Genomic DNA, 21,038 nt, shown 5'->3' with positions numbered 1-21,038 from the left:
ACCTTTATCCACCCGTACTGTGACATACGAACCCATGGTCGAGGCCTTCGTTCGGCTGTTGTGTCCGGAGTGCAAGAAGGGCTGGGAGACGAAGCCGGCCGACCTGCCCGGTCCGCGGAACAACTTCTCCTGTCCCGGCTGTCACGCCACACGACGCCTCGCGGAGTTCATGCGGACCGAACACGACCTGAACACGCTGAAACAGCTACAGTAGCGCGCCCGATCAGACGTCCGGCACCGCCGACAGCGCCCCGCACGCGTCGCATTTGAGCACCGTCGTCCCGTTCTCGGTGACGAGTCGCGTATCGGGGAGATCGCACTCCGAACAGGTGACGAACCCGTCGACGTACGCCTCGAGCGCCCGCCGGATCCGTGACTGCTTGAACTCGCCGGTGAAGCGGGCGCGACCCTTCTCGTCGATCTTCGCGGCGGTGCCCAGTTCGGACTGGAAGAACTTCAGCACGTGGCGCTCGTCACGGTCGAGACGGTCGAGCGTCTCCTGGAAGTTCTCGTAGACGGTGACGTTCCCCTCCGGACGGACCTCCGGGTCGGGGATCTCGTAGCGAGAGCCGCCGTCCTCGATGTCGGGTGCCCGATCGAGGCCGCGGTTGAGTGCGTCATCGTAGTCCATACGGGGGTGAGAGGGGGCGATCGACAAAACGTTCACGAACACGGGACGGAAGACGTGTCAGCGGGTTTCTTTAACGGTTCCGGACAGTCGTGTTAACGGTCGACGCCGACTGTATGTTAACGCGACTCAAGATAATAATATAATCCTCCGGTTGCAAGGTGGGCGTGCTCATGAAGAAACAGGAGCTCATTCACCTGCACGGTCTGCTGTCAGAAGTACGTGCGCAGATGGAAGCGTGGGAAGACGACGAACTCGAGATGTCCGGGTACGAGTCGATGGGCGTCCGTCCGACATCCATCCACCGGTCGAAGACCGATCACAAGGCCGCCGTGTTCGAGATCGCGAACGGAATCACGACGGCGATGGAAGAAGCCGAAGCCGATCCTGTGGCACCCAAGGCCGACTGAACTACTTCTCGTAGGCCCTGCGACTCGACCAGCGGCGTGTAGCGACGCACACGACGTGAGTGCGACAGTCCCGCGTGAGCCACCGCGTCGTGCGGCGCTCGGCGTTCGACTCGCCTCGGTTCGAGATCACGACAGACACCGGTCGACTGGAGAGCGAACGCGACGGAGCGGCGGACGGGAGTCGGGAGCACGGGAGACGGCCCGGCGTCGGAACCCTCTCGTCGAGACGGCCGACGCGGGCGGCGACGCCGGTGGGGTCAGCCGTCCTCGACGAGGTCCTCGAACTCCGGAATGAGGTCGTCGTCCTCGTTGGCCTCGTTGGCCTCGGTGGCCTCGTCGACCGACGGCGGCTCGTCTTCGTCGGCGGATCCGGTCGCGGCGTCGTCGTCCTCGTCGGTGGTCGGTTCGACGACCAGCACTTTCAGCGGGATGTTCTGGAGTCGCGTCCCGATCTCCTTACGGGCGATGCGCGCGGCGTGCTCCTCGCGCTCGACGTTGAATACGCGCATCTCCAGTTCGAGGGCGACGAGCGCCTCGTCGGCGGCGATGAACGCCGGGGGGAGTTCCTCACCCGACGGCGACGTGCGCGACCCCATCTCGATCTCGACGTAGTTGAGGTCGGGGTTCAACATGTCGCCGGTCTTCGAGATGGCGATACGGATCGCCTCATCTTCCGTCTCGACGTCGTACACGGGAACCGCGGCCTCGACGACGACTCTGCAATCCATATGCGATAGATGTCGCTCCGTCTTCAAGAAGGTTCTCCCGGGGGGACGCGCCGATTCGGGCCGATTCGGCTGCGTCGTGGCGGTCACGGAGCGAACACGAGTCGACGGGGCCCGACGAAGCGTGCCCGTCGTCGGGATCGGCGCTACGCCGCTCCGCCCGCCCGGAGGTAGTAGAAGACGTACGTCTGCGCGTAGCCCGCGTACGCGCCGCCGAACTGCTCGCGGATGGCCCGCGACGTCTCCCGGTAGGAGCCACGGTCGCAGTCGGGGTAGTGGTCGGCGATCGCCGTCTGGATCCACGTGTCGAGCGGCACCGCCTCGAGGAAGCCGAGCGAGAACAGCAACACGCAGTCGGCCACCTTGTCGCCGACACCGACGAACTGGGTGAGGTAGTCGCGAGCCGCCTCGTAGTCGAGGTCCGCCGCCCTCGCCGGGTGGGCCTCGCCGTCGGCGACCATCTCGGCCGTCCGCTGGACGTACGGCGCGCGGTAGCCGAGCTTCAGTTCGCGGAGGGCGGATTCTGTCGCCGCCGCGAGCTGGTCGGGCGTGGGGAACGCGTGGTACTGTCGACCGTCGACCGAAACCGTCTCGCCGTAGTCGTGTGCGAGCCGTCGCTGCATCTCGTGGATCCGCGCGACGCGCATCTGCGCCGAGCAGATGAACGAGATCAGGCAGGCGAACGGTGGGTCGCGGACGAGCCGCATCCCCCGGTAGCGGTCGTACGCTCGCTCGAGCAGAGGGAGGTCGGGCGTGGCGTCGAGGATCGCGTCGAGGTCGTCGTCGAGGCGGAGGAGGTGGGTCAGGAGGGGCACGGGGTCGGTCGTCGCCTCCCACTCGATGGCGTCGTCACACTGGCGGACCCGAACGACCACCTGTTCGTCCGAGACGCCGTCGATCGGGGGGACCACCGTCTCGTACCACGCGTCGCCGCCGTGGGCGGAAAGCGAGTCGTACATCCTGCCGTCGGGGCGGTCCCAGAGGTACGACTGCCCGCTCTCGAGGGTCGCCTGCAGGTCGAACGGACCCACGTCGGAGCGCGGGATCGCACCGGTTTCGAGCGTCGCGGACTCGCGTTCCATCTTCGGGGTCGAAGGGCCCCGAGTGATTGTGAGTTTCGGTCTTCCTCCCGGTGCAGTCCGTCGCCGCGCGGTGTCTCGTCCGTACCGGATCGGTGGGACCATCCCGTCGGTCGGGGGACAGCACCCCGGAGAGGGCGTCAAAACCGCGTCAGCGGCTCCAGCTCCACACCGATCTCCTCGCGGTAGTCGCGGGCGGTGACGTAGACGACCACACCGACCGTCTCCCAGCCGACGAGCGCCGGCACCGCGCTCTGTAGCGGCTGTCGCACGAGCGGGTCGGCCGCCGTGCCGGTCACCGCGGGGCCGACGCGGGTGTATCCGAGGACGACTGCCGGATCGAGCGTCAGCGCCTGCCAGAGCAACAGGGCCGCGAGCCCACTTCCAGAGAACCCCGCGAGCGCCAGGAGCCGCGGCGACGGGCGGAACTCGCTCGCGGCGTACAGCTCCGGGTTGAGCGCCGGGAGGACGGCCGTCGTCAGCCCGTGGGCGACGTAGAGGACGAGCAGACCGGGGACGACGAGGAAGAGCCCGACGAAGACGGCGTCGGCGAAGACGAGCGCGGCGGCGACGCCGAAGACGGCGGCGGTCGCGACGTCCGGCGCGCCGAAGCGGTTCGTGTGGGCCAGCGGCGGGACGAGTTCGCCGAGACCGGCCAGCGTCCGGGTGGGTGCCCACGAGAGCGCGACGAGCGCGGCGAGCGTGCCGAGCGTGACGCCAGGGAGAAAGAGCACGCCCACGTCGATCCCGAGCGCGGAGGCGGCCGCGTCGACGAACGGTGCGCCGGCGAAGACGAGCCGCGTCCAGGGGATGACGCCGAGGGCGACGAACGCCAGCGCGGTCGCGAGCAGGCCCGCGCCGACGACGCCCGAGAGGAGCGCGCGGGGGAGCGTCCGCGTGGGCTCGCGGACCTCGCCGGCCAGCCCCGCGACGGCGTCGAAGCCGACGAACCCGAAGAGCACGACGAGCGTCGCCCGGCCCAGCGACCGCACCGGCTGCTCTTGCAGCGGCGGCGTGGGGAAGAGCGGGACGAAGTTACCGGGGGCGATAGCGGTGACACTCGGGAGGAGCAGCGCGACGAGGAACAGCGTGAAACCGCCGGAGAGAACGACGCCGAGCCAGCCGACGACCGACGGACCGGCGAGGTGGATCACGAAGAGGAGCCCGAGTACGGCGAGCGCGAGCGCGTCGTCGGACCCCCCGAGCGAGAGCGGGACGACGCCGGCGAGGTACTGCGCGAGGAGCGCGAGGAGGGCGGTGTACGCGGCAGGCTTCGGCCAGATCAGCAGGAAGCCGAGCGTCCGCGAGCGCCACGCCCGCGAGAGGTGGCGGTACGCCCCGCCGCCGTCGTCACCGAGCGGTCCCGAGAGGAACACCGCGTAGCCGACGCTCAACGCGAGGCCACCGGCGACGGCGACCAGAAACGGGATCGGGGTCGCCGGTCCGGCGAGGTTCTCTACCCGCTTGGGGACGAACAGCGCACCCGCACCGAGCAAGACGCCGGCCACGACCGACAGCGCGTGGAGCCCCGACAGTCGACGTCGCCCACGGGCCATGTCGGGGTCGAAGGGAGCCGGTGCGATATAAGCACCGTCCCGTCCGGAGACGAGCCGGCCGCTGTCCCGTCCGGTGAGGAGTCGATCACCGTCCCGTTCGGGGACGAGGACGCTCAACGGCGGGGGCATCCTCCCCTACCTCAACGATTATTATCGTGTGCGTGTCTCGTCAACGGGAGACCGTGACTATTCCAACGAAGACGTTACCGGGCGGCGACGAGATGCCCGTCGTCGGGCTCGGGACCTGGAACATCGAAGGCGACACAGTCGAGGAGTCGGTTCGTGCCGGTCTGGAGGCGGGGTACACCCACATCGACACCGCCGAGGGCTACCAGAACGAGGCCGAGATCGGCGAGGTGCTGGCGTCGTACGACCGCGACGACCTGTTTCTCACCTCGAAGGTGCTCTCGAAGAACCTCGGCTACGAGTCGGTCATCGAGTCGTGCCACGACTCGCTCGACCGGCTGGGCACCGACTACCTCGACCTCTACCTGATCCACTGGCCGAACCCGGCGATCTCGCTCCGGGAGACGCTGCACGCGATGCGCTACCTCCACGAGCGGGGGGCGGTCCGCAACGTCGGGGTCTCGAACTTCAGCGCCTACCTCCTCAGCGCGGCCCATCGCATCAGCGAGGTGCCGATCGCGGTCAACCAGATCGAGTACCACCCGTGGTTCCAGCGGCCGGACCTCGTCGACTACTGCCGGGAGACGGACACGCTCCTCGAGGCCGCCGCGCCGCTCGCCCGAACCGAAGTGTTCGAGGACGAGGTCGTCCAGGAGCTCGCGGCGGAGTACGACAGGAGCCCCGCACAGATCGTCCTCCGGTGGGCGGTCGAGAACGACGTCGTTCCCCTGCCAAAGTCGAGTTCGCCCGCGCACGTCCGGAGCAACTTCGAGCTGTTCGACTGGGAGCTGTCGGCGGCCGACCGGGAACGGCTCGACGCGCGCGAGCGCAACCATCCCGTCTACGACACGCCCGCGCGTGACTGGACGGACCCCGTGTACGGCATCTCCGAAGGGTGTGAGTGAGCCCCCGAGAGACCCGGTTCACCGGTGGCGGCTGACGGGGAACTTCACGCGTTCGGGTTCGTCGTTGAACCGCTGGAGGATACGCTCGTAGAGGACGTTCCGGGTCCGCGCCCCACGGCGCGGGTGGACGAGATAGCGGAGGCGGAGTTCGACCCACGACTCCGTCTGGACGACGTTGACGGTGGGACGGTCCTGCACTTCGAGTTCGACGGCCGTCTCGGCGAGCCGCTCGCGGTAGGTCGCGATCTCGCGGGCCATCGCGTCGCCGAGGTAGTCGTCGGCGACGTCGATCATGGTCTGCCGGGCGAACTGGAGGTCCGTCTCGTACGCCACCTGGATGGCGAGTTCGTTCCAGACGTGGTGGACCAGCGTGGTGTAGTTGACCACCTGTGAGGAGAGGACGACGCTGTTGGGCACCGTGACGACGCGGCCGGACGGCTGGTGGGTCGACACGAGGTCGCCGTTGACCTCCCAGAGGGTCGTCACGAGGAAGTCGACCTCGATGACGTCGCCCTTCGAGTCCTCGATCTTCACCCGATCGCCGACGGCGTACGGGCGTTTCAGCACGATGTACACCCAGCCGAGGAGCGAGAGCAGCGGCTGCTGGAGGGCGAACGTGATCGCGAAGCCGACCACCCCGAGCGAGAGGAGGACGCCGACCCACTGCTCCGTGATGACGCCGAGCGCGGCGACGAGCGCGGTTCCGCCGAGCACGAGCCGGAGGACGTTACGGACGTCGTGTGCGCGGCGCTTGGTGAACCGCATCACGAGCACGCCGAGGACGACGACGTAGACGCCGTAGAAGCCGAGGACGATGGCGGTGACGAGCAGGAGTTTCGTCAGCACCGCGTTCCCCGAAAGCACCGTCGTCGGGAACGGGTCGGGGAACGGCGCTGTGGCCTGGACGTAGCCCGCTGCGAGCGTGGCGAGGGCGGCGGCGACGAGCGCGGTGTATCCCAGTCGGCGAGTCACGGCGCGGAGGTTGGATGGCGGGGACAAAACAGTACCGTCATCCCAGCGGACCGCGTCGACGCCGTCTCACCGCGGCGTCGCCCGCGTCCGGACGGTGGACGGTGACCCACGAGGCGGACGACACGTCATCGAGCCGTCACAGCTCCGACCAGGCGTCCTCTCGCGGGTGGTAGCTCGGGCAGTAGTTCGAGACGTCCGTCGTCGTCACTCTCGACCAGGAGCGATCCGATCCGGTCGTCGCACAGGGTTCGTGCGGCCGCCGAGACGGGGCTGTCTCTCTCGACGGTCTCGACGGGTTCGGTCATGATCTCCTCGACAGTCACGTGGAGCGCCGCGTCCGACATCGAAATCATCACCTTTTATCGTAACTGTTGACCGCGGTCGTTCGGGCAGTATCTCCGGCGGACGCGGCGGGGTGTGATCACCGGGACGAGCGGGGAGACCGCGGAGGCCCCGGAACGGCGCGAGAGAAACGGTGAGGCAGTGAGGCAGTGAGGAAGAGGGGAAGGGAGGAAGAGAGCGTCGACGGCGCGGAGCGAGTCGCCGGAGAGAGCGAGCGGGAGCACGCCCCGACTCGGATCCGCCGTCGGCCACGACGAGTCGGATTGGTGTCGCCGTGTCGACTCCGGCGACCGTGCTCAGGTGACCATCTGGAGCGCCTGGCGGAGGTGGAACCGGACCTCTGGATCGGTCGATTCGTCCAGGGCCGTCTCCAGGTGGCGCTTCATGGCCAGCTGCTGTGGGGTCAGGGGGGAGCTGGTTTGCATACCATACTGGATCGTGGCATAGTATATAAAACCGATTTGCAGAATCTCACCGGTGGTAACCTACTAAGTCGGGTTAGTCGATCACTTAACGACGTTCGTTCTTGAAAGGAATACCTACCAGTGGACTGTCTTCCAGTCCGTAGAAGAAGACGGCCTCGAAGCATCCGTCCAGCACCGAACGCGACCGGTTCGCTCGGCGGTTCAGCGGATGTAGATGTCCGTGAGACTCGCGAGTTCGTCGGCGACGTCCTCGTCGAAGCCCTCGCGCGTGACCCGCCAGCGCCAGTTGCCCTCCGCGGTGCCGGGCGTGTTGAAGCGGGCGTGCGAGTCCAGCCCCAGGAGGTCCTGCATCGTCGTGAACGCCATCACGGCCTCGGAGTTCCAGACGGCCTCGATCATCGACCAGTGGATGTTCGAGCCGTCGACGCCGAGGTTGTAGTGGAGGCAGTCCTTCTGTTGCTCCCCGAGGTCCTGGTAGTAGCCGACGACGGTGTCGGTGTCGTGCGTCGAGGTGTAGCCGACGACGTTGTCCGGGTAGTGCATCGGCTGGTACATATGTCCCGCCTGACACCAGTCGGCGTACTGCGGGACGCGCATCCCGGGGAACTCGAACCGGTCGCGGAGTTCCACCACGCTCTCGTCGAGGAAACCGAGATCCTCGACGACGAACGGGAGGTCACCGAGTTCGCGCTGGACCGTCTCGAAGAAGTCGTGGCCGGGAGCGTCGATCCACTGGCCGTCGCCGGCCCAGTCCGACTCCGCGGGGATAGCCCAGTACTCGTCGAACCCTTTGAAGTGGTCGATCCGGGTGACGTCGACGAGGTCGAACAACCGGCGGAGGCGGTCGAGCCACCAGCCATACCCGTCCTCACGGAGGTGGTCCCAGTCGTAGAGGGGGTTACCCCACCGCTGTCCGTCGTCCTGGGGGTTGGGCGGGACGCCGGCGACGACGGTCGGTTCGTTGTCCTCGTCGAGCGCGAACGCGTCGGGGGCGGTCCAGACGTCGGCGCTGTCGAGCGCGACGTAGATCGGGAGGTCGCCGACGAGGTCGATCCCGCGTTCGTCGGCGTACGCGCGGAGCGCCTTCCACTGGCGGTCGAAGACGTACTGGGTGAACGTCCGGAAGGCGATCTCGTCGGCGAGTTCGTCGCGGTATCGATCCAGAGTATCGGGGTCGCGGGTCTTCACCTCGTGGGGCCAGGTGGTCCAGAGCGCCCCCTCGAACTCGTGTTTCAGCGCCATGAACAGCGCGTAGCCGTCGAGCCAGTACGCCTCGCGCTCGCAGAACGCGCGGTAGTCGTCGTCGGGGTCGAACCGTTCGAACGCCGTCCGGAGACGGTCGCGTTTGAACGACGCGACGTGGTCGTAATCGACCGAGTGGCGATCGAACGTCTCGCCCGCGTCCACGTCGAGTTCCTCGTCCGTGAGCAGTCCCCGGTCGGCGAGGCGGTCGAGGCTCACGAGCAGGGGGTTACCCGCGAACGCCGAGAAGGACTGGTACGGCGAGTTGCCGTGGGCTTGGGAGGTCGGGCCGAGCGGACAGAACTGCCAGAGCGACTGGTTGGCGCGGTCGAGGAAGTCGAGGAACGCACGTGCCCCGTCGCCGAGGTCGCCGATGCCGTGGGGGCCGGGAAGCGACGTGACGTGCATGAACACGCCGCCCTGGCGCTGGAATCTCATACCGGCGGCTTCGACAGCACGACACATTAAGCGTGTGGACTCGCGACCCGCCGCGATCGTCACACCGCTACTGAATCGTCTCCGAAATCAGATAGTCTGTCGGGGTGGAGAAACAGTATTGTTCGTTCACCGAGTGATGGGGAGCAGAGATCCATGGACACAGGCGCACCGAGCGGTGGAACCGACGTATCGGACCCCAACGCGGACCCGCCTCGACGCCGGAGCGACAGCCGAACGGGGTCGACGGCGGTCGCGACCGAGCGCCTCTCGAGCGGTGTCGAGGGGTTGGACGATGTTCTCGGTGGCGGCTTCCTCGCGGGCTACCACTATCTGGTCCGCGGGACGCCCGGCGCGGGCAAGACGATCCTCGGCTGGCACTTCCTCGTCGCCGACGGCGGGGAGGACGCCCTCTACGTCGCCTTCGAGGAGCGTCCCGACAAGATCAGGCGCAACGCGGCGTCGCTCGGCATCGATCTGGACGGTGTCACGATCCTCGATCTGAGCCCCGAGTCGCAGTTCGCCGGCGAAGGGGGGAGCTACGACGTGTTCGCTCCCTCCACCGTCGAACGCGAGTCGTTGACCGACCGGGTCCGCGCACAGGTCGACGCCGACCGACCCCGGCGTGTCCTCCTCGATCCCGTGACGCAGCTCCGGTACCTGTCGCCCGACGAGTTCCAGTTCCGCCGCGAACTCCTCTCGCTCATGGGGCTGTTGACGGAGCGGGAGGCGACCGTGCTGTTCACGTCACAGACCAGCCCGGAGACGCCCGACGACGACCTCCAGTTCCTGAGCGACGGCGTGATCGAACTGTCCCGGCCCAACGGCGGACGGCTACTCAGCGTGCCGAAGTTCCGCGGTTCCGACGCCGAGGCGGGCACACACACCGTGACGCTCGGCTCCGGTGGGATGGTCGTCTACCCCCGTGTCGTGGACGAGCCCGAGGAGCGGACGTTCGTCCGCCGGGTGGCCTCCTCGGGAGTCCCGGCGTTCGACAAACTGCTCCACGGCGGCATCGAACGAGAGACGACGACGCTCCTCAGCGGCCCCACGGGCGTGGGAAAGACCACGGCCGGGTCGCTCTTCCTGAAGGAGGCGGCGAGCCGCGGACACCACTCCGTCCTCTATCACCTCGAGGAGAAGCCGGAGACGTTCGTCGAACGGTGTCGATCGATCAACATCCCCGTGAGCGAGATGATCGACAGAGGAACGCTCGACATCGTCGGCGTGACACCCGCCCTGATGACCGTCGGTGAGTTTCTCGGTCGCGTCCAGGCCGACCTCACGGACGAGACCGAGTTCGTGATGATCGACGGCATCCAGGGGTTCGGGAAGCTCACCAACGTCTCCGAGGACCTCGAGGAACTGTCGGCGCTGACGAGCCTCCTGACGACGCGTGGGATCACGGTGTTGCTGACGGACGAGATGCCGAACGTGATCGGGGACTTCCGGCCGACGAAGTCCGGCGAGACCGCCCTCGCCGACAACATCGTCTTCATGCGCTACGTCGAGTTCGGCGGCGAGATCCACCGGGCGGTCGGCGTGTTGAAAAAACGGACGAGCGACTTCGAGCGCCGCCTGCGCCAGTTCGAGATCACCGAGTACGGCGTCAGCGTCGGTGAACCGCTCCGGGGCCTCTCCGGTGTGCTCACCGGGGCACCCCAGTGGGTCGGGACCGACCCGGAACGCGAGGAGGTCCTGTGAGCGCGGGCGATTGGGGCACCCCGGCCCGTGGCGTCGGTCGCGACGGTCGAGCCGCCGGGACCAACTCGACCGGCTGGAGGGGGTAAACGCGTGCGGCGCTCGTCCGAGCAGAGAGCGACCACCGAGGCAGACGACGCCGGTCTGCCGCCGTCCGTCGACGACTTCTCCCCCGCCTCGACCGCCCCTCCCGTCTACCGTATCCTGTTGCTCGTCGCCCACCGGCGGAACCGGACGCTCCTCGCCGAGTGGTTCGCCGACCAGCCGATGTACGAGGTCGTCACCCCGGACGCGTCCAGCGGCGACCCGTACACCTCTGCTGCCGACAGGCTGTCCGGCCCGGCCGGTGAGAGCGGAGACGTTCCCGACGACGGCGAGCCCGGAGCAGGTGAGCCGCACGAGGGCGTCCCTCCCGAGTGGCAGACGAACGAGGGGGAGGGCGACGACACCGAGCCAGATGACGGCCGCCGTGAGAGGGGACCGACGACCGAGCAGGCGGACGGAGGCGACCCGCTCGACGGACAGCCGCTCGACCTCTGTCTCGTCGACACGACCGCTCTCGCCAGATACGGCGCGTGGCTGGCCGACCGAATCGAACTCGAACGGCCCCTCCCGCTGCCCTGTCTGTTGCTCGCGTCGGAGGCCACCGCACGACGGATCCTCGCACCCCGAGAGGCACACGAACTGGGCGACCTCGTCGACGACGTGATCGCGACGCCGGTCGAGCCGGCGCTCCTCGAACGCCGACTTCGGGCGTACCTCCGCCTCAGACGGCAGGCGGTGGAACTCGACCGCCGACACGACCAGCTCTCGCTGCTCGCACAGGTGTTGCGACACGACGTGGCGAACGCCGCGACGGTGATCACCGGCTGGGGTGAAGTGCTCCGAGACGAGGTCTCACCGCCGGGGACCGAGGCACTCGAACGCGTGCTCCGCGGCGGACAGCGGATCACGGAGCTCGTCGAGAACAGTCGCGACTTCACGGCCCTGCTCGAGGCGGGCCACCGGCTCGAGACGGAGGCGACGCTGCTGGAACCGGTCCTCCGGTCGGAGGTCGACGCAATCAGGCGCATCCACGCGTCGACGACCAAGCGAGTGGACATCGAACTCGACACGTCGAACCCGACGGTGAAAGTGATCGCCGGTGGGATGCTCCCGTCCGTGTTCGCGAACCTGCTCTCGAACGCGGTCCGGCACAACGACGCGGAGACGGCCGAGATCCACGTTACGGTCGCGGTCGACGCACGCGAAGTCGTCGTTCGCGTGGCCGACAACGGGCCGGGGATCCCGGACGAGAAGAAAGAACAGGTGTTCGAGCCAGCCTCGAAACGCGCCGACAGTCCGGGGGACGGGCTGGGACTCGCGCTCGTCAGACGGCTCGTCGACTCCTACGGCGGCCGGGTCTGGTTCGAGGACGCCCCCGGCGGCGGTGCGGTGGGCTGTGTCGCCCTCCGTCGGGCGATCACCGAGACCTGACCCCGCCGCGGCGTCGACGTCGGCGGCGGTGCGCGACGAGGGCCCAGCCAGCCACCCCGACGACGGCCCCGACCGTGTTGGCCACGGCGTCGGCGCTGGAGGCGGTTCGTCCGGGGACGACCGACTGTGCGACTTCGATCCCCGCACCGAACGTGGCGACCGCGACGACCACGACGACGAGCGCCAGGGCGCGTCGCCGCCAGTCGCGGCTCGCCGCCGCGAGACCCGCCACGACCGCGTAGCCGGCCGCGTGGAGCCACTTGTCGGCACCGACGCCGAACGGGCCGGCCACTGCGACGTCGGCAGTGGTGGCGGGTGCGGGGACCAGCGAGCCGACGAGCATCGCGAGGGACGCGACGGCGAGGAGCGTCGCCGGTGGAACGGTGCGGGGGTCGAACCGACGAGCGGACACGTGCACGTCTACGTGCCCGGGCCTCATATACTGTGTCACGCCGGTCAGTGGCTCGACAGATCCCGAACCGCCCGTCGACGGACGGGAGCGCGTCGGGATCCGAGGCGTCAAGAGCGCCGAACGTGCCCAGACAGGCGGGATCGGAGCTGCGGTGGTCACCCCGGTTTCGCCGCGCGCGTTCCAACAACACTTAATCTCCGGCCTCGTTTTCCGTACCGTATGAGTGAGATCGTGGTGACCCTTCCCGACGGTTCCGATCTGGAGCTGCCGGCGGGGTCGACGGTGCACGACGCCGCGTACGCCATCGGTCCGGGCCTGGGCGACGACACGGTCGCCGGCGTGGTCGACGGCGAACTCGTGGACAAGGCCGCGGAACTCCCCGACGGCGCGGATCTCGTCATCGTCACAGAGGACTCCGACGACTACCTCCGGGTGCTCAGACACTCCGCCGCCCACGTCTTCGCCCAGGCGCTCCAGCGCCTCCGCCCCGAGGCCAAACTCGCCATCGGACCGCCGACCGACGATGGCTTCTACTACGACGTGACGGGCGTCGATCTCGACGAGAGCGACTTCGAGGCGATCGAGGCGGAGATGCGCGACATCGTGGAGTCCGACTACACCATCGAGCGGGTCGAGCGCCCCCGCGAAGAGGCGCTCGCGCTCTACGAGGACAACCCCTACAAGCGCGACATCCTCGAGACCGAGGCGGCCGACGAGGACCCGCTCACCTTCTACCGGCAGGACGGCTGGCAGGACCTCTGCAAAGGGCCGCACGTCGAGTCGACCGGCGAGATCGGTGCCTTCACCTTACTCAACATCTCCTCGGCGTACTGGCGCGGCGACGAGGAGAACGAACAGCTCACCCGGGTGTACGGGACGGCGTTCGAGTCCGACTCCGATCTGGAGGCGTTCCTCGCGATGCGCGAGAAGGCCAAGGAGCGCGACCACCGCAAGATCGGGCAGGAGCTCGACCTGTTCTCCATTGCCGAGGTGACGGGACCGGGCCTGCCGCTGTACCACCCGAACGGCAAGCGGATCCTCAACGCGCTGTCGAACTACGCGGAGGAGCTGAACCTCGACGCTGGCTACGACCCCGTCGAGACGCCACACCTCTTCCGGACGGAGCTGTGGAAGCAGTCGGGGCACTACGACAACTACGTCGACGACATGTTCCTCCTCGACGTGAACGACGAGGAGTACGGGCTGAAGCCGATGAACTGCCCGGGGCACGCGACCATCTTCGCCCAGAAGAACTGGTCGTATCGCGACCTCCCCGTCCGGTACTTCGAGGACGGAAAGGTCTATCGCAAGGAACAGCGCGGCGAGCTGTCGGGCCTCTCGCGCGTGTGGGCGTTCACGATCGACGACGGCCACATCTTCTGTCGGCCCGACCAGATCGAAGACGAGATCAACCTCATCATCGACTCGATCCTCACGGTGTTCGACACGTTCGACCTCGACTACGAGGTGGCGCTGGCGACCCGGCCCGAGAAGTCGGTGGGGAGCGACGAGATCTGGGAGCACGCCGAGTCACAGCTGGAGGCCGTCCTCGAGAAGCAGGGCATGGAGTACACGCTCGAAGCTGGCGACGGCGCGTTCTACGGCCCGAAGATCGACTTCGCGTTCGAGGACGCGCTGGGACGGGACTGGGACGGGCCGACGGTCCAGCTCGACTTCAACATGCCCGATCGGTTCGACCTCTCGTACACGGGCCAGGACAACGCGGACCACCAGCCGGTGATGATCCACCGCGCGCTGTACGGGAGCTACGAGCGGTTCCTGATGGTCCTGACGGAGCACTTCAACGGGAAGTTCCCGTTCTGGCTCGCCCCCGAACAGATCCGTATCCTGCCGATCAGCGACGACCAGCTCGGCTACGCGAAGCGGCTCCGTCACGAGTTCTCGGAGTTCCGCGTCGACATCGAGGAGCGGTCGTGGACGCTCGACCGGAAGATCCGCGAGGCACAGGAGGACCGCGTCCCGTACATGCTCGTCGTCGGGAGCAACGAGGCGGCGGCCGAGACCATCTCGGTCCGGGACCGGAACGAACGCGAGCGACAGGCCGTCTCGATCGAGGCGTTCCGCGAACACCTCCGCGAGGAGGAGAGCGAGAAAGCGCCCGAACCGTCGTTCCTCGACTGAGCGCGCGGGCCGACACCGAGAAAGGGACGAGAACCGAACACACCCGACCCCACCACCACAATGCATCAGTACCTCGACCTCGTCGACAGCGTCCTCTCGTCGGGGACGCACAAACCGAACAGAACAGGCGTCGACACCGTCGCCGGCTTCAGCCACCACTACACGGTCGACCTCTGCGAGGGCTTTCCCCTGCTGACGACCAAGGACCTCTCCGGCTTCCGGTGGAACTCGCTCGTCCACGAAGTGCTGTGGTATCTCTCGGGCGAGGAACACATCCGCTCGCTACGCGAGGAGACGGGCATCTGGGACGCCTGGGCCGACGACGAGGGCAGACTCGACACCGCCTACGGTCGGTTCTGGCGGCGGTTCCCGGTGCCCGAAGCGGACCAGCGGCTGCCGGGTGAGTCGTGGCCCGACGACGCCCACCGCTGGGTCTCGGACGGGGAGTTCGATCAGATCCAGTACGTGCTCGACACCCTGGAGGAGAACCCCAACTCGCGCCGGCTGGTCGTCAGCGCGTGGCACCCCGCGAACGCCGCCGTGTCGACGCTCCCGCCGTGTCACTACACCTTCGTCTTCAACGTGCAGGGGTCGCGGCTGAACTGTCACCTCACCCAGCGCTCGGGCGACGTCGCGCTCGGCATCCCCTTCAACGTCGCCGCGTACGCGATGCTCACCCAGGCGGTCGCCGCCCGGACCGGCTTCGAGCTCGGGACGTTCGGACACACGGTCGTCGACGCGCACGTCTACTGCGGGGCGGGCGCTCGAGGCGAGTGGTACGCCGACAACCTCGACGCCCTCCAGTCACGGCTCGCCGACGTCGACGCTCGCGAGGAGTACCGCGCGATCCGGGAGTGGGTCGAGCGCGAGGCACCGCCCGAGGCCGACGGCGAGGAACGGTACGACCACGTCCCGGGACTGCTCGAACAGTGTTCACGGGAGCCACGGTCGAAACCCACCCTCGAGATCGCCGACAAACCGCTCGACGATCTGACGGCCGACGACGTCGTCCTCCGGGAGTACGACCCCGAGCCGGGCATCCGGTTCGCCGTGGCCGAGTGAGATGCGCGGTGAGACACGACGAGACGACGGGACGGACGAGACTGCGGGCGGGGACGGCGACGCCACGTACGTCCTCGTCGCGGCGGTGGCACGGAACGGCGTCATCGGCCGCGACGGGGGGATGCCGTGGCATCTCCCCGCCGACCTCCGGCGGTTCAAGCGGACGACGACCGGCCACCCGGTCGTGATGGGCCGACGGACGTACGAGTCGATCGCGGACCGCCTCGGGGGGCCGCTCCCCGACCGACACAGCGTCGTGCTCTCGTCGCACGACCTCGATCTCCCCGACGGGGCGGAGGTCGTCGGCACCGTGGCGGCCGCTCGCCGTGTGGCCGAGCGCGCCGCCGCCCGCATGGGTGTCGAGACGGTGTACGTCGTCGGCGGCGCGACGGTGTACGAACAGTTCCTCCCGTTCGCGGAGCGACTGGTGCTGACCGAACTCCACGAGGCTTACGACGGTGACACGGTCTTCCCCGCGTTCGACCGCGACGTGTGGGTCGCGGTCGACCGCGACCGTGACGAGGAGTTCGACGTCGTGACGTACGAACGCGCCTGAGTCGGCGGAACCGGCCGGGCCGCCGACGCTCGCGGCGTGTCCGGGGAGGCGTCGAGACACGCCCGACCCCGATAGGCCGCCGAAACGTTTGACTCGTCTCCCTCTGAATCGGTCCTATGGCCCTCGTCTCAGTGGGGACGGTTCGGCGCGGTCTCCGTGATCTCTCCGCGGACCGATTCGTCGCGTTCGTCGTCACGCTCTGGACCGCCCGCGGTGCGGAGACGACCGTCGTCTCCGGTGAGGGAGTCGTGGATGCCCGACGGGGTGGACAACACAGGCAGCTCAGACCCGTCGTCGGGCGTCGAGTCCCGACCGCAGCACGCGACGACGAGATCCTCGTGCTCGCGCGTCCCGCGTCGGCCGTGCGCGGGGTCGACGACCACGGTGGGCGAGTGGTCGACGCGGACGACCTCCACGCGATGCTGTTGTACGCCGTCCCGCGGTCCGAGGCCGACGACCTCTGTCGACGCTTCTTCGATCGACCGCTCGTCGCCGACTCCACGCAGACGCCGGTGACTGCGCGGGTCCCCGAATACTCGGCACCGCTGGTCGTCGGGCTCCTCGGCGTCGCCCTCCTCGTCGTGGGCGTCTTCGGAGGACCGACGCTGTACGGCGACGACGCCGCGGTGTTCGGCGCACCCGACTCGGTCGGTGCTGGCGCGTCGGCCGAGACGCCGACCGACGAACCGACGTCGGCCGCCACCGAGACGTCGGCCGAACGCGGCCCGTATCCACCCGGTCTCGGCCCCGACGGGGTGATCGACGCGAACACGCTCGCCGACACCCACGCGAAGGCCATGACTGGCCAGTCGTACCGCTGGACGATCACGCACCGCGAGTTCGTCGACGGCAGACCGAACGCGTACCGTCGCGAGACGGTGTCCGTCGCCTCGTCGACCGAGTACCGAACCGAACTGGAAGCGGCCGGCGATCTCCGCCGCGCCGACCTGGTCGTCGCGAGCGTCGAGGTGTACGCCGACGGCGAGATCCGGTACGAGCGGCGACCGATCGCCGACGAGTTCGAGGAGTCGTACACCGTCGATCCGGCCCCGGTGCAGGGTGTCCGGAACGGCGAGGACGAGTACGCCGACCGGGCCGAGCGGTATCTGGAGTGGTATCTCTCCGTCTCGGAGTCGGCGGTCGTCGACAGCTTCGAGCGGGACGGCACCCGCTACTACTGGGTCCGCCTCGGGCGCGACCCGTACCCCGGCGTCGAGAACTCCTCCGGAAGCGCGCTCGTCGACGAGAACGGCGTCGTCCACGAACTCCGCCGGCAGTACGACGTGCCCGGCGAACCAGGCGTCTCGGCGGTCGTCTCCCTCCGCTACACGGACGTCGGGTCGACGACGGTGGAGCCGCCCGCGTGGTACGAGGCCGAGTCCGCGGGGACGGCCGCGATCGAACCGACGACGCCGACGGAGACGGCCGGGACGCCACTGGACTGCAACGGGGCCGGTGGCTGCAACGAGACGACACCCACGACGACGCCGTCGACACCGCTCGGCACGCCGACGTCGGCCTGAGCAGTGACGTCCGCCTGACCGCCGGCAGAGTCGGCGACGGCGATCGACAGTGCCGACGGACGACGGTAGTCGTTGCGGTCGACGACGTCGATACCGATGTACTTCGGTAGAAGACGTATGTCGGCCGGGAGCGAACGAACCGTATGACGACCGTCCCCGGCTCCGTCGACGACTCGGGGCCGTTCCCCGACGTGCGCCTGTACCAGCTCGCGATGGAGTCGCTCCCGGACACGGTGTTCGTGGCGGACACGGACGGAACCATCCGGTGGGCGTGTTCCAACGTCACTCACATCTTCGGTCGGGACGCGACGGAGTTCGTCGAGTCGGAGACCGTGGCGTCGGTGCTCGCCCCGGAGTTCGTCGACCCGCTCGAAACCGGGACCGATCAGCGTGAGAACCAGCGTCTCACAGTCACCGACGCGGGGGGGGATGCCCACCACCTGCTCGTGACGGTCACGCGGATCACCGTCGACGCGGCGGACGAACCGGACGGGTCGGCGGACGAACACGGTGTCTCCGGGGACGACACCGCGGACGCACTCCTGTACGCCTGTCGGGACGTGACCGACGTCGAGCGGCTGGCGCACGAACTCGACGAGGTGTTCGACCGGATCACGGACGGGTTCGTCGCGCTGGATACGGAGTTCGTGATCACGTACGCAAACGACTCCGCGGCCGACCTGTTCGGTCACTCGCGGTCGGACCTCGTCGGGACCCGGCTCTGGGAGTTCTCGTCGGACCCCGAGTCGACGACGGCGTTCGAGCTGTTCCCGGCGGTCCTCCGGACCGGTGAACCGACGTCGTACGAGACGTACTTCGAGCCACAGGACCGCTGGTACGAGACGCGAGTCTACCCCTCGGAGACGGGGCTCTCCGTGTACTTCCGCGACGTCACAGAGCGCGTCCACCGCGCGGAGGAGCTCGAGGCGAGCGAGGCACGGTTCCGGACGCTCTTCGAGGAGATCCCCGACCCACTCCTCGTCGTCGACGACGACGCGACCGTCGTCGACGCGAACGCCGCGATGTGCGATCTCGTGGGCGAACCCCGCGAGTCGGTTGTCGGGCGGAGCGCCGCCGGGTTGACCGATCCGTCGTTCGACTTCGAGGCGGCGTGGGACGCGTTTCTCGACGCCGGAGAGCTCCAGGGGGAGGTCACCATCGTCCGTGCCGACGAGGAGAGACGGATCGTCGAGTACACCGGTGTCGCCGAGGTCTGGCCCGGCGAACACATCGCCGCCCTCCGCGACGTGACGGAGCGCGAGGAGTACCGTGCGGAGCTCGACGAGATACACGACCGCATCGCGGACGGTTTCTTCAGCGTCGACCGCGACCTCCGCATCGAGTACGCCAACGAACGGTTCGCCCGGACGGTCGGCTACGACCTCGAGGAACTCGTCGGCGTCTACCTCTGGGACGTCGTCGACGACGCCGAGACGCTGGAGGCGTTCGAACTCCTGCCGGAGGTGCTCGAGGCGGGCGAACCGACCACGTACGAGGGCTACCACGAGCCGGCGGGCGTCTGGTACGAGATCAGCGTCTATCCGTCCGAGACGGGCCTCTCCGTGTACAGCCGCGACGTCACGGAGCGCGTCGAGGGGGCTCGGGCACTCGAAGAGAGCGAATCACGGTTCCGTGCCCTGTTCGAGAGGTCGCTCGACGCGCTCGTCCTCGCCGACGACGAGGGACGGTACGTCGACGTCAATCCCGCCGCGTGTGAGCTGTACGGGCTCTCACGCGAAGAGCTGCTCGGGAAGACGGCGGCCGACTTCGCGCCGCCGGAATACGATTTCGAGGCGGCGTGGAGCGCGTTCCTCGAACAGGAGGCGACGCGGGGAGAGTTCGAACTCGTCCGGCCCGACGGTGACGTCCGGATCGCGGAGTTCGCGGCACGGGCGAACGTCCGTCCGGGCGAGCACCTCTCGATCCTCCGCGACGTCACGGAGCGCGTCGAGCGCGAACGGCAGCTCGAGATCCAGCGCGACGAACTCGCGCGTCTCGACCACATCAACCGGCTCGTCCGGGAGGTGAACCAGGCCGTCGTGGGCGCGGACACCCGAACGGAAGTCCTCTCCGACGTCTGTGGCCGACTCGTCGCCGCCGACGTCTACCGTCACGTGCTCGTCACCACGGAGGTCGCCGGGGGACGGTTCGAAGTCACTTCGGCGGCCGGTCTCTCGACGGTGGCAGCGTCGGCGACCGTCTCGGCGCTCGAGCGGGAACTCCTCACTGCGGGACGGCGGCGCACGTCGATCGTCACGCCGTCGCCCGACGACCTACAGAGCCGCGACGACGTCGACGCCGACGTCTTCGGCTGCTTCCCCATCGTCTACGCGGGAACGATCCACGGGGTTCTGCTGGTCGGTGCCGAGTGGGGCGGGGGGCCGCCACCGCTGGTCGGTGGCGAAGAGGGGGTGCTCGACGACCTGAGCACGACGGTCGGGAAGGCGATCACGGCCGTCACCGCCCGCCGACTCCTCCACGCCGACGAGGTGGTGACGCTGGAGTTCACCGTCGACGACGCGGGCGACGCGTTCAATCAGCTGAGCCGGACGCTCGGGGCGACGGTGACCGTGACGGCCCTCGTGCCGATGGCCGACGGTCGGCACGCCTGTTACCTTCACGTGACCGACGAGACCGACGGGGGACGTGAGTGGGACGCCGAGGAGGTCTACCGGTCGGTCGAGGCGGTCGACGCCGTCGACGGCTGTCGCGTCATCACGACCGAGGGCGCGCTCCGGCTCGAGGTCCACGTCGACGACGACTCGCCCGCCCTCCTGCTCGAGACACAGGGTTCCCACGTCAGGAGACTGTCGTCGACCGACGGCGTCGGGGTGCTCGTCGTCGAGGTACCGACGGAGACGAACGTCCGGAGTCTCGTCGCCGGACTCCGCGAGGAGTATCCGGAGACGAACCTCGTCCGCAAACGCCAGGAGTCCCGGTCTGCGGAGCGAGCCAGCGCGATCGGCGGGCGGTCACCCGTCGCTCTCGCCGGGGAGGAGATGCCCAGACCCCTCACCGAGAAACAGCTGGCTGCGCTCCGTGCGGCACACGCCGGCGGCTACTACGACTGGCCCCGTCGCGGGAGCAGCGCGCAGGAACTCGCCGACGCGCTCGGGGTGGCACCGGCGACGTACCACCAGCACCTCCGCGCGGCGGAGCGGAAGCTCGTCGACGCGTTCTTCCAGGACTGAACGGCGAAGCGGCGGTGGGCGGCGGTGCCACTCCGCTCCCGTGTTCGCGTCACGGGGTCACTCCGCTCCCGTGTGCACGGTGCCTCCACCCCGCGGTCCCCACGTCGCGTCCGACTCACCCGAACGTGGC

Annotated in this window: 19 protein-coding genes; 10 read left to right on the top strand and 9 right to left on the bottom strand. The window is 68.4% G+C overall.

Annotation, left to right across the window (positions count from 1 at the left end):
• Positions 1-34 precede the first annotated feature (34 nt).
• Positions 35-214: a DUF7836 family putative zinc-binding protein gene (locus tag FZP69_RS11970; RefSeq protein WP_152041647.1), complete on the top strand. Its 180-nt coding sequence runs from the start codon at positions 35-37 to the stop codon at positions 212-214.
• 9 nt (positions 215-223) lie between these two features.
• Here FZP69_RS11970 and FZP69_RS11965 read toward each other — a convergent pair whose 3' ends face one another.
• Entirely contained in the window at positions 224-631 is a 408-nt protein-coding gene (locus tag FZP69_RS11965) for a translation initiation factor IF-2 subunit beta (protein WP_152041646.1), read from the bottom strand.
• A gap of 170 nt (positions 632-801) precedes the next feature.
• Between FZP69_RS11965 and FZP69_RS11960 the strand changes: the two genes are divergently transcribed.
• Complete coding sequence (locus FZP69_RS11960) at positions 802-1,038, top strand: UPF0058 family protein (RefSeq protein ID WP_152041645.1); 237 nt, start codon at positions 802-804, stop codon at positions 1,036-1,038.
• 257 nt (positions 1,039-1,295) lie between these two features.
• On the opposite strand, the gene FZP69_RS11955 is transcribed toward FZP69_RS11960, so the two are convergent.
• The 3 genes from FZP69_RS11955 to FZP69_RS11945 all read right to left on the bottom strand — a co-directional run bounded on the left by FZP69_RS11955 (position 1,296) and on the right by FZP69_RS11945 (position 4,527).
• Complete coding sequence (locus tag FZP69_RS11955) at positions 1,296-1,766, bottom strand: DUF555 domain-containing protein (protein ID WP_152041644.1); 471 nt, start codon at positions 1,764-1,766, stop codon at positions 1,296-1,298.
• Positions 1,767-1,909: 143 nt separating this feature from the next.
• Positions 1,910-2,845, bottom strand: a complete 936-nt coding sequence (locus tag FZP69_RS11950; protein ID WP_152041643.1) for a DNA-3-methyladenine glycosylase family protein — start codon at positions 2,843-2,845, stop codon at positions 1,910-1,912.
• Positions 2,846-2,982: 137 nt separating this feature from the next.
• Positions 2,983-4,527 (bottom strand): APC family permease, encoded by a 1,545-nt coding sequence (locus FZP69_RS11945; RefSeq protein ID WP_152041642.1) that lies wholly within the window; start codon positions 4,525-4,527, stop codon positions 2,983-2,985.
• Between the two features lie 53 nt (positions 4,528-4,580).
• On the opposite strand from FZP69_RS11945, the gene FZP69_RS11940 reads away from it, so the two are divergent.
• On the top strand, positions 4,581-5,429 hold the full coding sequence (locus FZP69_RS11940; protein ID WP_152041641.1) for an aldo/keto reductase: 849 nt from the start codon (positions 4,581-4,583) through the stop codon (positions 5,427-5,429).
• An 18-nt stretch (positions 5,430-5,447) separates the two neighbouring features.
• Here the strand turns inward: FZP69_RS11940 and FZP69_RS11935 are convergent, their stop codons facing one another.
• From FZP69_RS11935 to malQ, 4 genes are all read right to left on the bottom strand, one after another.
• The gene (locus FZP69_RS11935) at positions 5,448-6,401 is read right to left on the bottom strand and encodes a mechanosensitive ion channel family protein (RefSeq protein WP_204960002.1); all 954 of its coding nucleotides are present in this window, start codon (positions 6,399-6,401) and stop codon (positions 5,448-5,450) included.
• Between the two features lie 125 nt (positions 6,402-6,526).
• Positions 6,527-6,754, bottom strand: a complete 228-nt coding sequence (locus FZP69_RS11930; RefSeq protein ID WP_152041640.1) for a CBS domain-containing protein — start codon at positions 6,752-6,754, stop codon at positions 6,527-6,529.
• 285 nt (positions 6,755-7,039) lie between these two features.
• Positions 7,040-7,168: a hypothetical protein gene (locus FZP69_RS23265; protein ID WP_275689361.1), complete on the bottom strand. Its 129-nt coding sequence runs from the start codon at positions 7,166-7,168 to the stop codon at positions 7,040-7,042.
• A gap of 201 nt (positions 7,169-7,369) precedes the next feature.
• Complete coding sequence (gene malQ, locus FZP69_RS11925; protein WP_152041639.1) at positions 7,370-8,848, bottom strand: 4-alpha-glucanotransferase; 1,479 nt, start codon at positions 8,846-8,848, stop codon at positions 7,370-7,372.
• Positions 8,849-9,001: 153 nt separating this feature from the next.
• On the opposite strand from malQ, the gene FZP69_RS11920 reads away from it, so the two are divergent.
• On the top strand, positions 9,002-10,549 hold the full coding sequence (locus FZP69_RS11920; RefSeq protein ID WP_152041638.1) for an ATPase domain-containing protein: 1,548 nt from the start codon (positions 9,002-9,004) through the stop codon (positions 10,547-10,549).
• A gap of 90 nt (positions 10,550-10,639) precedes the next feature.
• On the top strand, positions 10,640-12,022 hold the full coding sequence (locus tag FZP69_RS23260; RefSeq protein WP_152041637.1) for a sensor histidine kinase: 1,383 nt from the start codon (positions 10,640-10,642) through the stop codon (positions 12,020-12,022).
• Here FZP69_RS23260 and FZP69_RS11910 read toward each other — a convergent pair.
• On the bottom strand, positions 12,009-12,434 hold the full coding sequence (locus FZP69_RS11910; RefSeq protein ID WP_240137617.1) for a VanZ family protein: 426 nt from the start codon (positions 12,432-12,434) through the stop codon (positions 12,009-12,011). The two genes, FZP69_RS23260 and FZP69_RS11910, sit on opposite strands and share 14 nt — an antisense overlap.
• Before the next feature lie 219 nt (positions 12,435-12,653).
• Between FZP69_RS11910 and thrS the strand changes: the two genes are divergently transcribed.
• The 5 genes from thrS (at position 12,654) to FZP69_RS11885 (ending at position 20,908) form a co-directional block, all read left to right on the top strand.
• On the top strand, positions 12,654-14,576 hold the full coding sequence (gene thrS, locus FZP69_RS11905) for a threonine--tRNA ligase (RefSeq protein ID WP_152041635.1): 1,923 nt from the start codon (positions 12,654-12,656) through the stop codon (positions 14,574-14,576).
• Positions 14,577-14,636: 60 nt separating this feature from the next.
• Positions 14,637-15,638 (top strand): thymidylate synthase, encoded by a 1,002-nt coding sequence (gene thyA / locus FZP69_RS11900; protein ID WP_152041634.1) that lies wholly within the window; start codon positions 14,637-14,639, stop codon positions 15,636-15,638.
• Position 15,639: 1 nt separating this feature from the next.
• Entirely contained in the window at positions 15,640-16,194 is a 555-nt protein-coding gene (locus tag FZP69_RS11895) for a dihydrofolate reductase (protein WP_152041633.1), read from the top strand.
• Between the two features lie 116 nt (positions 16,195-16,310).
• On the top strand, positions 16,311-17,717 hold the full coding sequence (locus tag FZP69_RS11890) for a hypothetical protein (RefSeq protein ID WP_152041632.1): 1,407 nt from the start codon (positions 16,311-16,313) through the stop codon (positions 17,715-17,717).
• Positions 17,718-17,860: 143 nt separating this feature from the next.
• Entirely contained in the window at positions 17,861-20,908 is a 3,048-nt protein-coding gene (locus FZP69_RS11885) for a PAS domain S-box protein (RefSeq protein ID WP_152041631.1), read from the top strand.
• Positions 20,909-21,038: the final 130 nt, after the last annotated feature.

The organism is Salinigranum salinum (assembly GCF_009176545.1).
In the GTDB taxonomy this organism is placed as follows: Archaea; Halobacteriota; Halobacteria; order Halobacteriales; family Haloferacaceae; genus Salinigranum; species Salinigranum salinum.
Note: the sequence above shows the minus strand (reverse complement) of the source record. Positions and strands in the feature narration are given on the sequence as shown.

Bases quoted from the DNA above. Each gene is read 5' to 3' on its own strand.
- FZP69_RS11970 (WP_152041647.1), top strand. From the start codon at position 35: ATGGTCGAGGCCTTCGTTCGGCTGTTGTGTCCGGAGTGCAAGAAGGGC.
- FZP69_RS11965 (WP_152041646.1), bottom strand. From the start codon at position 631: ATGGACTACGATGACGCACTCAACCGCGGCCTCGATCGGGCACCCGAC.
- FZP69_RS11960 (WP_152041645.1), top strand. From the start codon at position 802: ATGAAGAAACAGGAGCTCATTCACCTGCACGGTCTGCTGTCAGAAGTA.
- FZP69_RS11955 (WP_152041644.1), bottom strand. From the start codon at position 1,766: ATGGATTGCAGAGTCGTCGTCGAGGCCGCGGTTCCCGTGTACGACGTC.
- FZP69_RS11950 (WP_152041643.1), bottom strand. From the start codon at position 2,845: ATGGAACGCGAGTCCGCGACGCTCGAAACCGGTGCGATCCCGCGCTCC.
- FZP69_RS11945 (WP_152041642.1), bottom strand. From the start codon at position 4,527: ATGCCCCCGCCGTTGAGCGTCCTCGTCCCCGAACGGGACGGTGATCGA.
- FZP69_RS11930 (WP_152041640.1), bottom strand. From the start codon at position 6,754: ATGATTTCGATGTCGGACGCGGCGCTCCACGTGACTGTCGAGGAGATC.
- FZP69_RS23265 (WP_275689361.1), bottom strand. From the start codon at position 7,168: ATGCAAACCAGCTCCCCCCTGACCCCACAGCAGCTGGCCATGAAGCGC.
- malQ (WP_152041639.1), bottom strand. From the start codon at position 8,848: ATGAGATTCCAGCGCCAGGGCGGCGTGTTCATGCACGTCACGTCGCTT.
- FZP69_RS11920 (WP_152041638.1), top strand. From the start codon at position 9,002: ATGGACACAGGCGCACCGAGCGGTGGAACCGACGTATCGGACCCCAAC.
- thrS (WP_152041635.1), top strand. From the start codon at position 12,654: ATGAGTGAGATCGTGGTGACCCTTCCCGACGGTTCCGATCTGGAGCTG.
- thyA (WP_152041634.1), top strand. From the start codon at position 14,637: ATGCATCAGTACCTCGACCTCGTCGACAGCGTCCTCTCGTCGGGGACG.
- FZP69_RS11895 (WP_152041633.1), top strand. From the start codon at position 15,640: ATGCGCGGTGAGACACGACGAGACGACGGGACGGACGAGACTGCGGGC.
- FZP69_RS11890 (WP_152041632.1), top strand. From the start codon at position 16,311: ATGGCCCTCGTCTCAGTGGGGACGGTTCGGCGCGGTCTCCGTGATCTC.
- FZP69_RS11885 (WP_152041631.1), top strand. From the start codon at position 17,861: ATGACGACCGTCCCCGGCTCCGTCGACGACTCGGGGCCGTTCCCCGAC.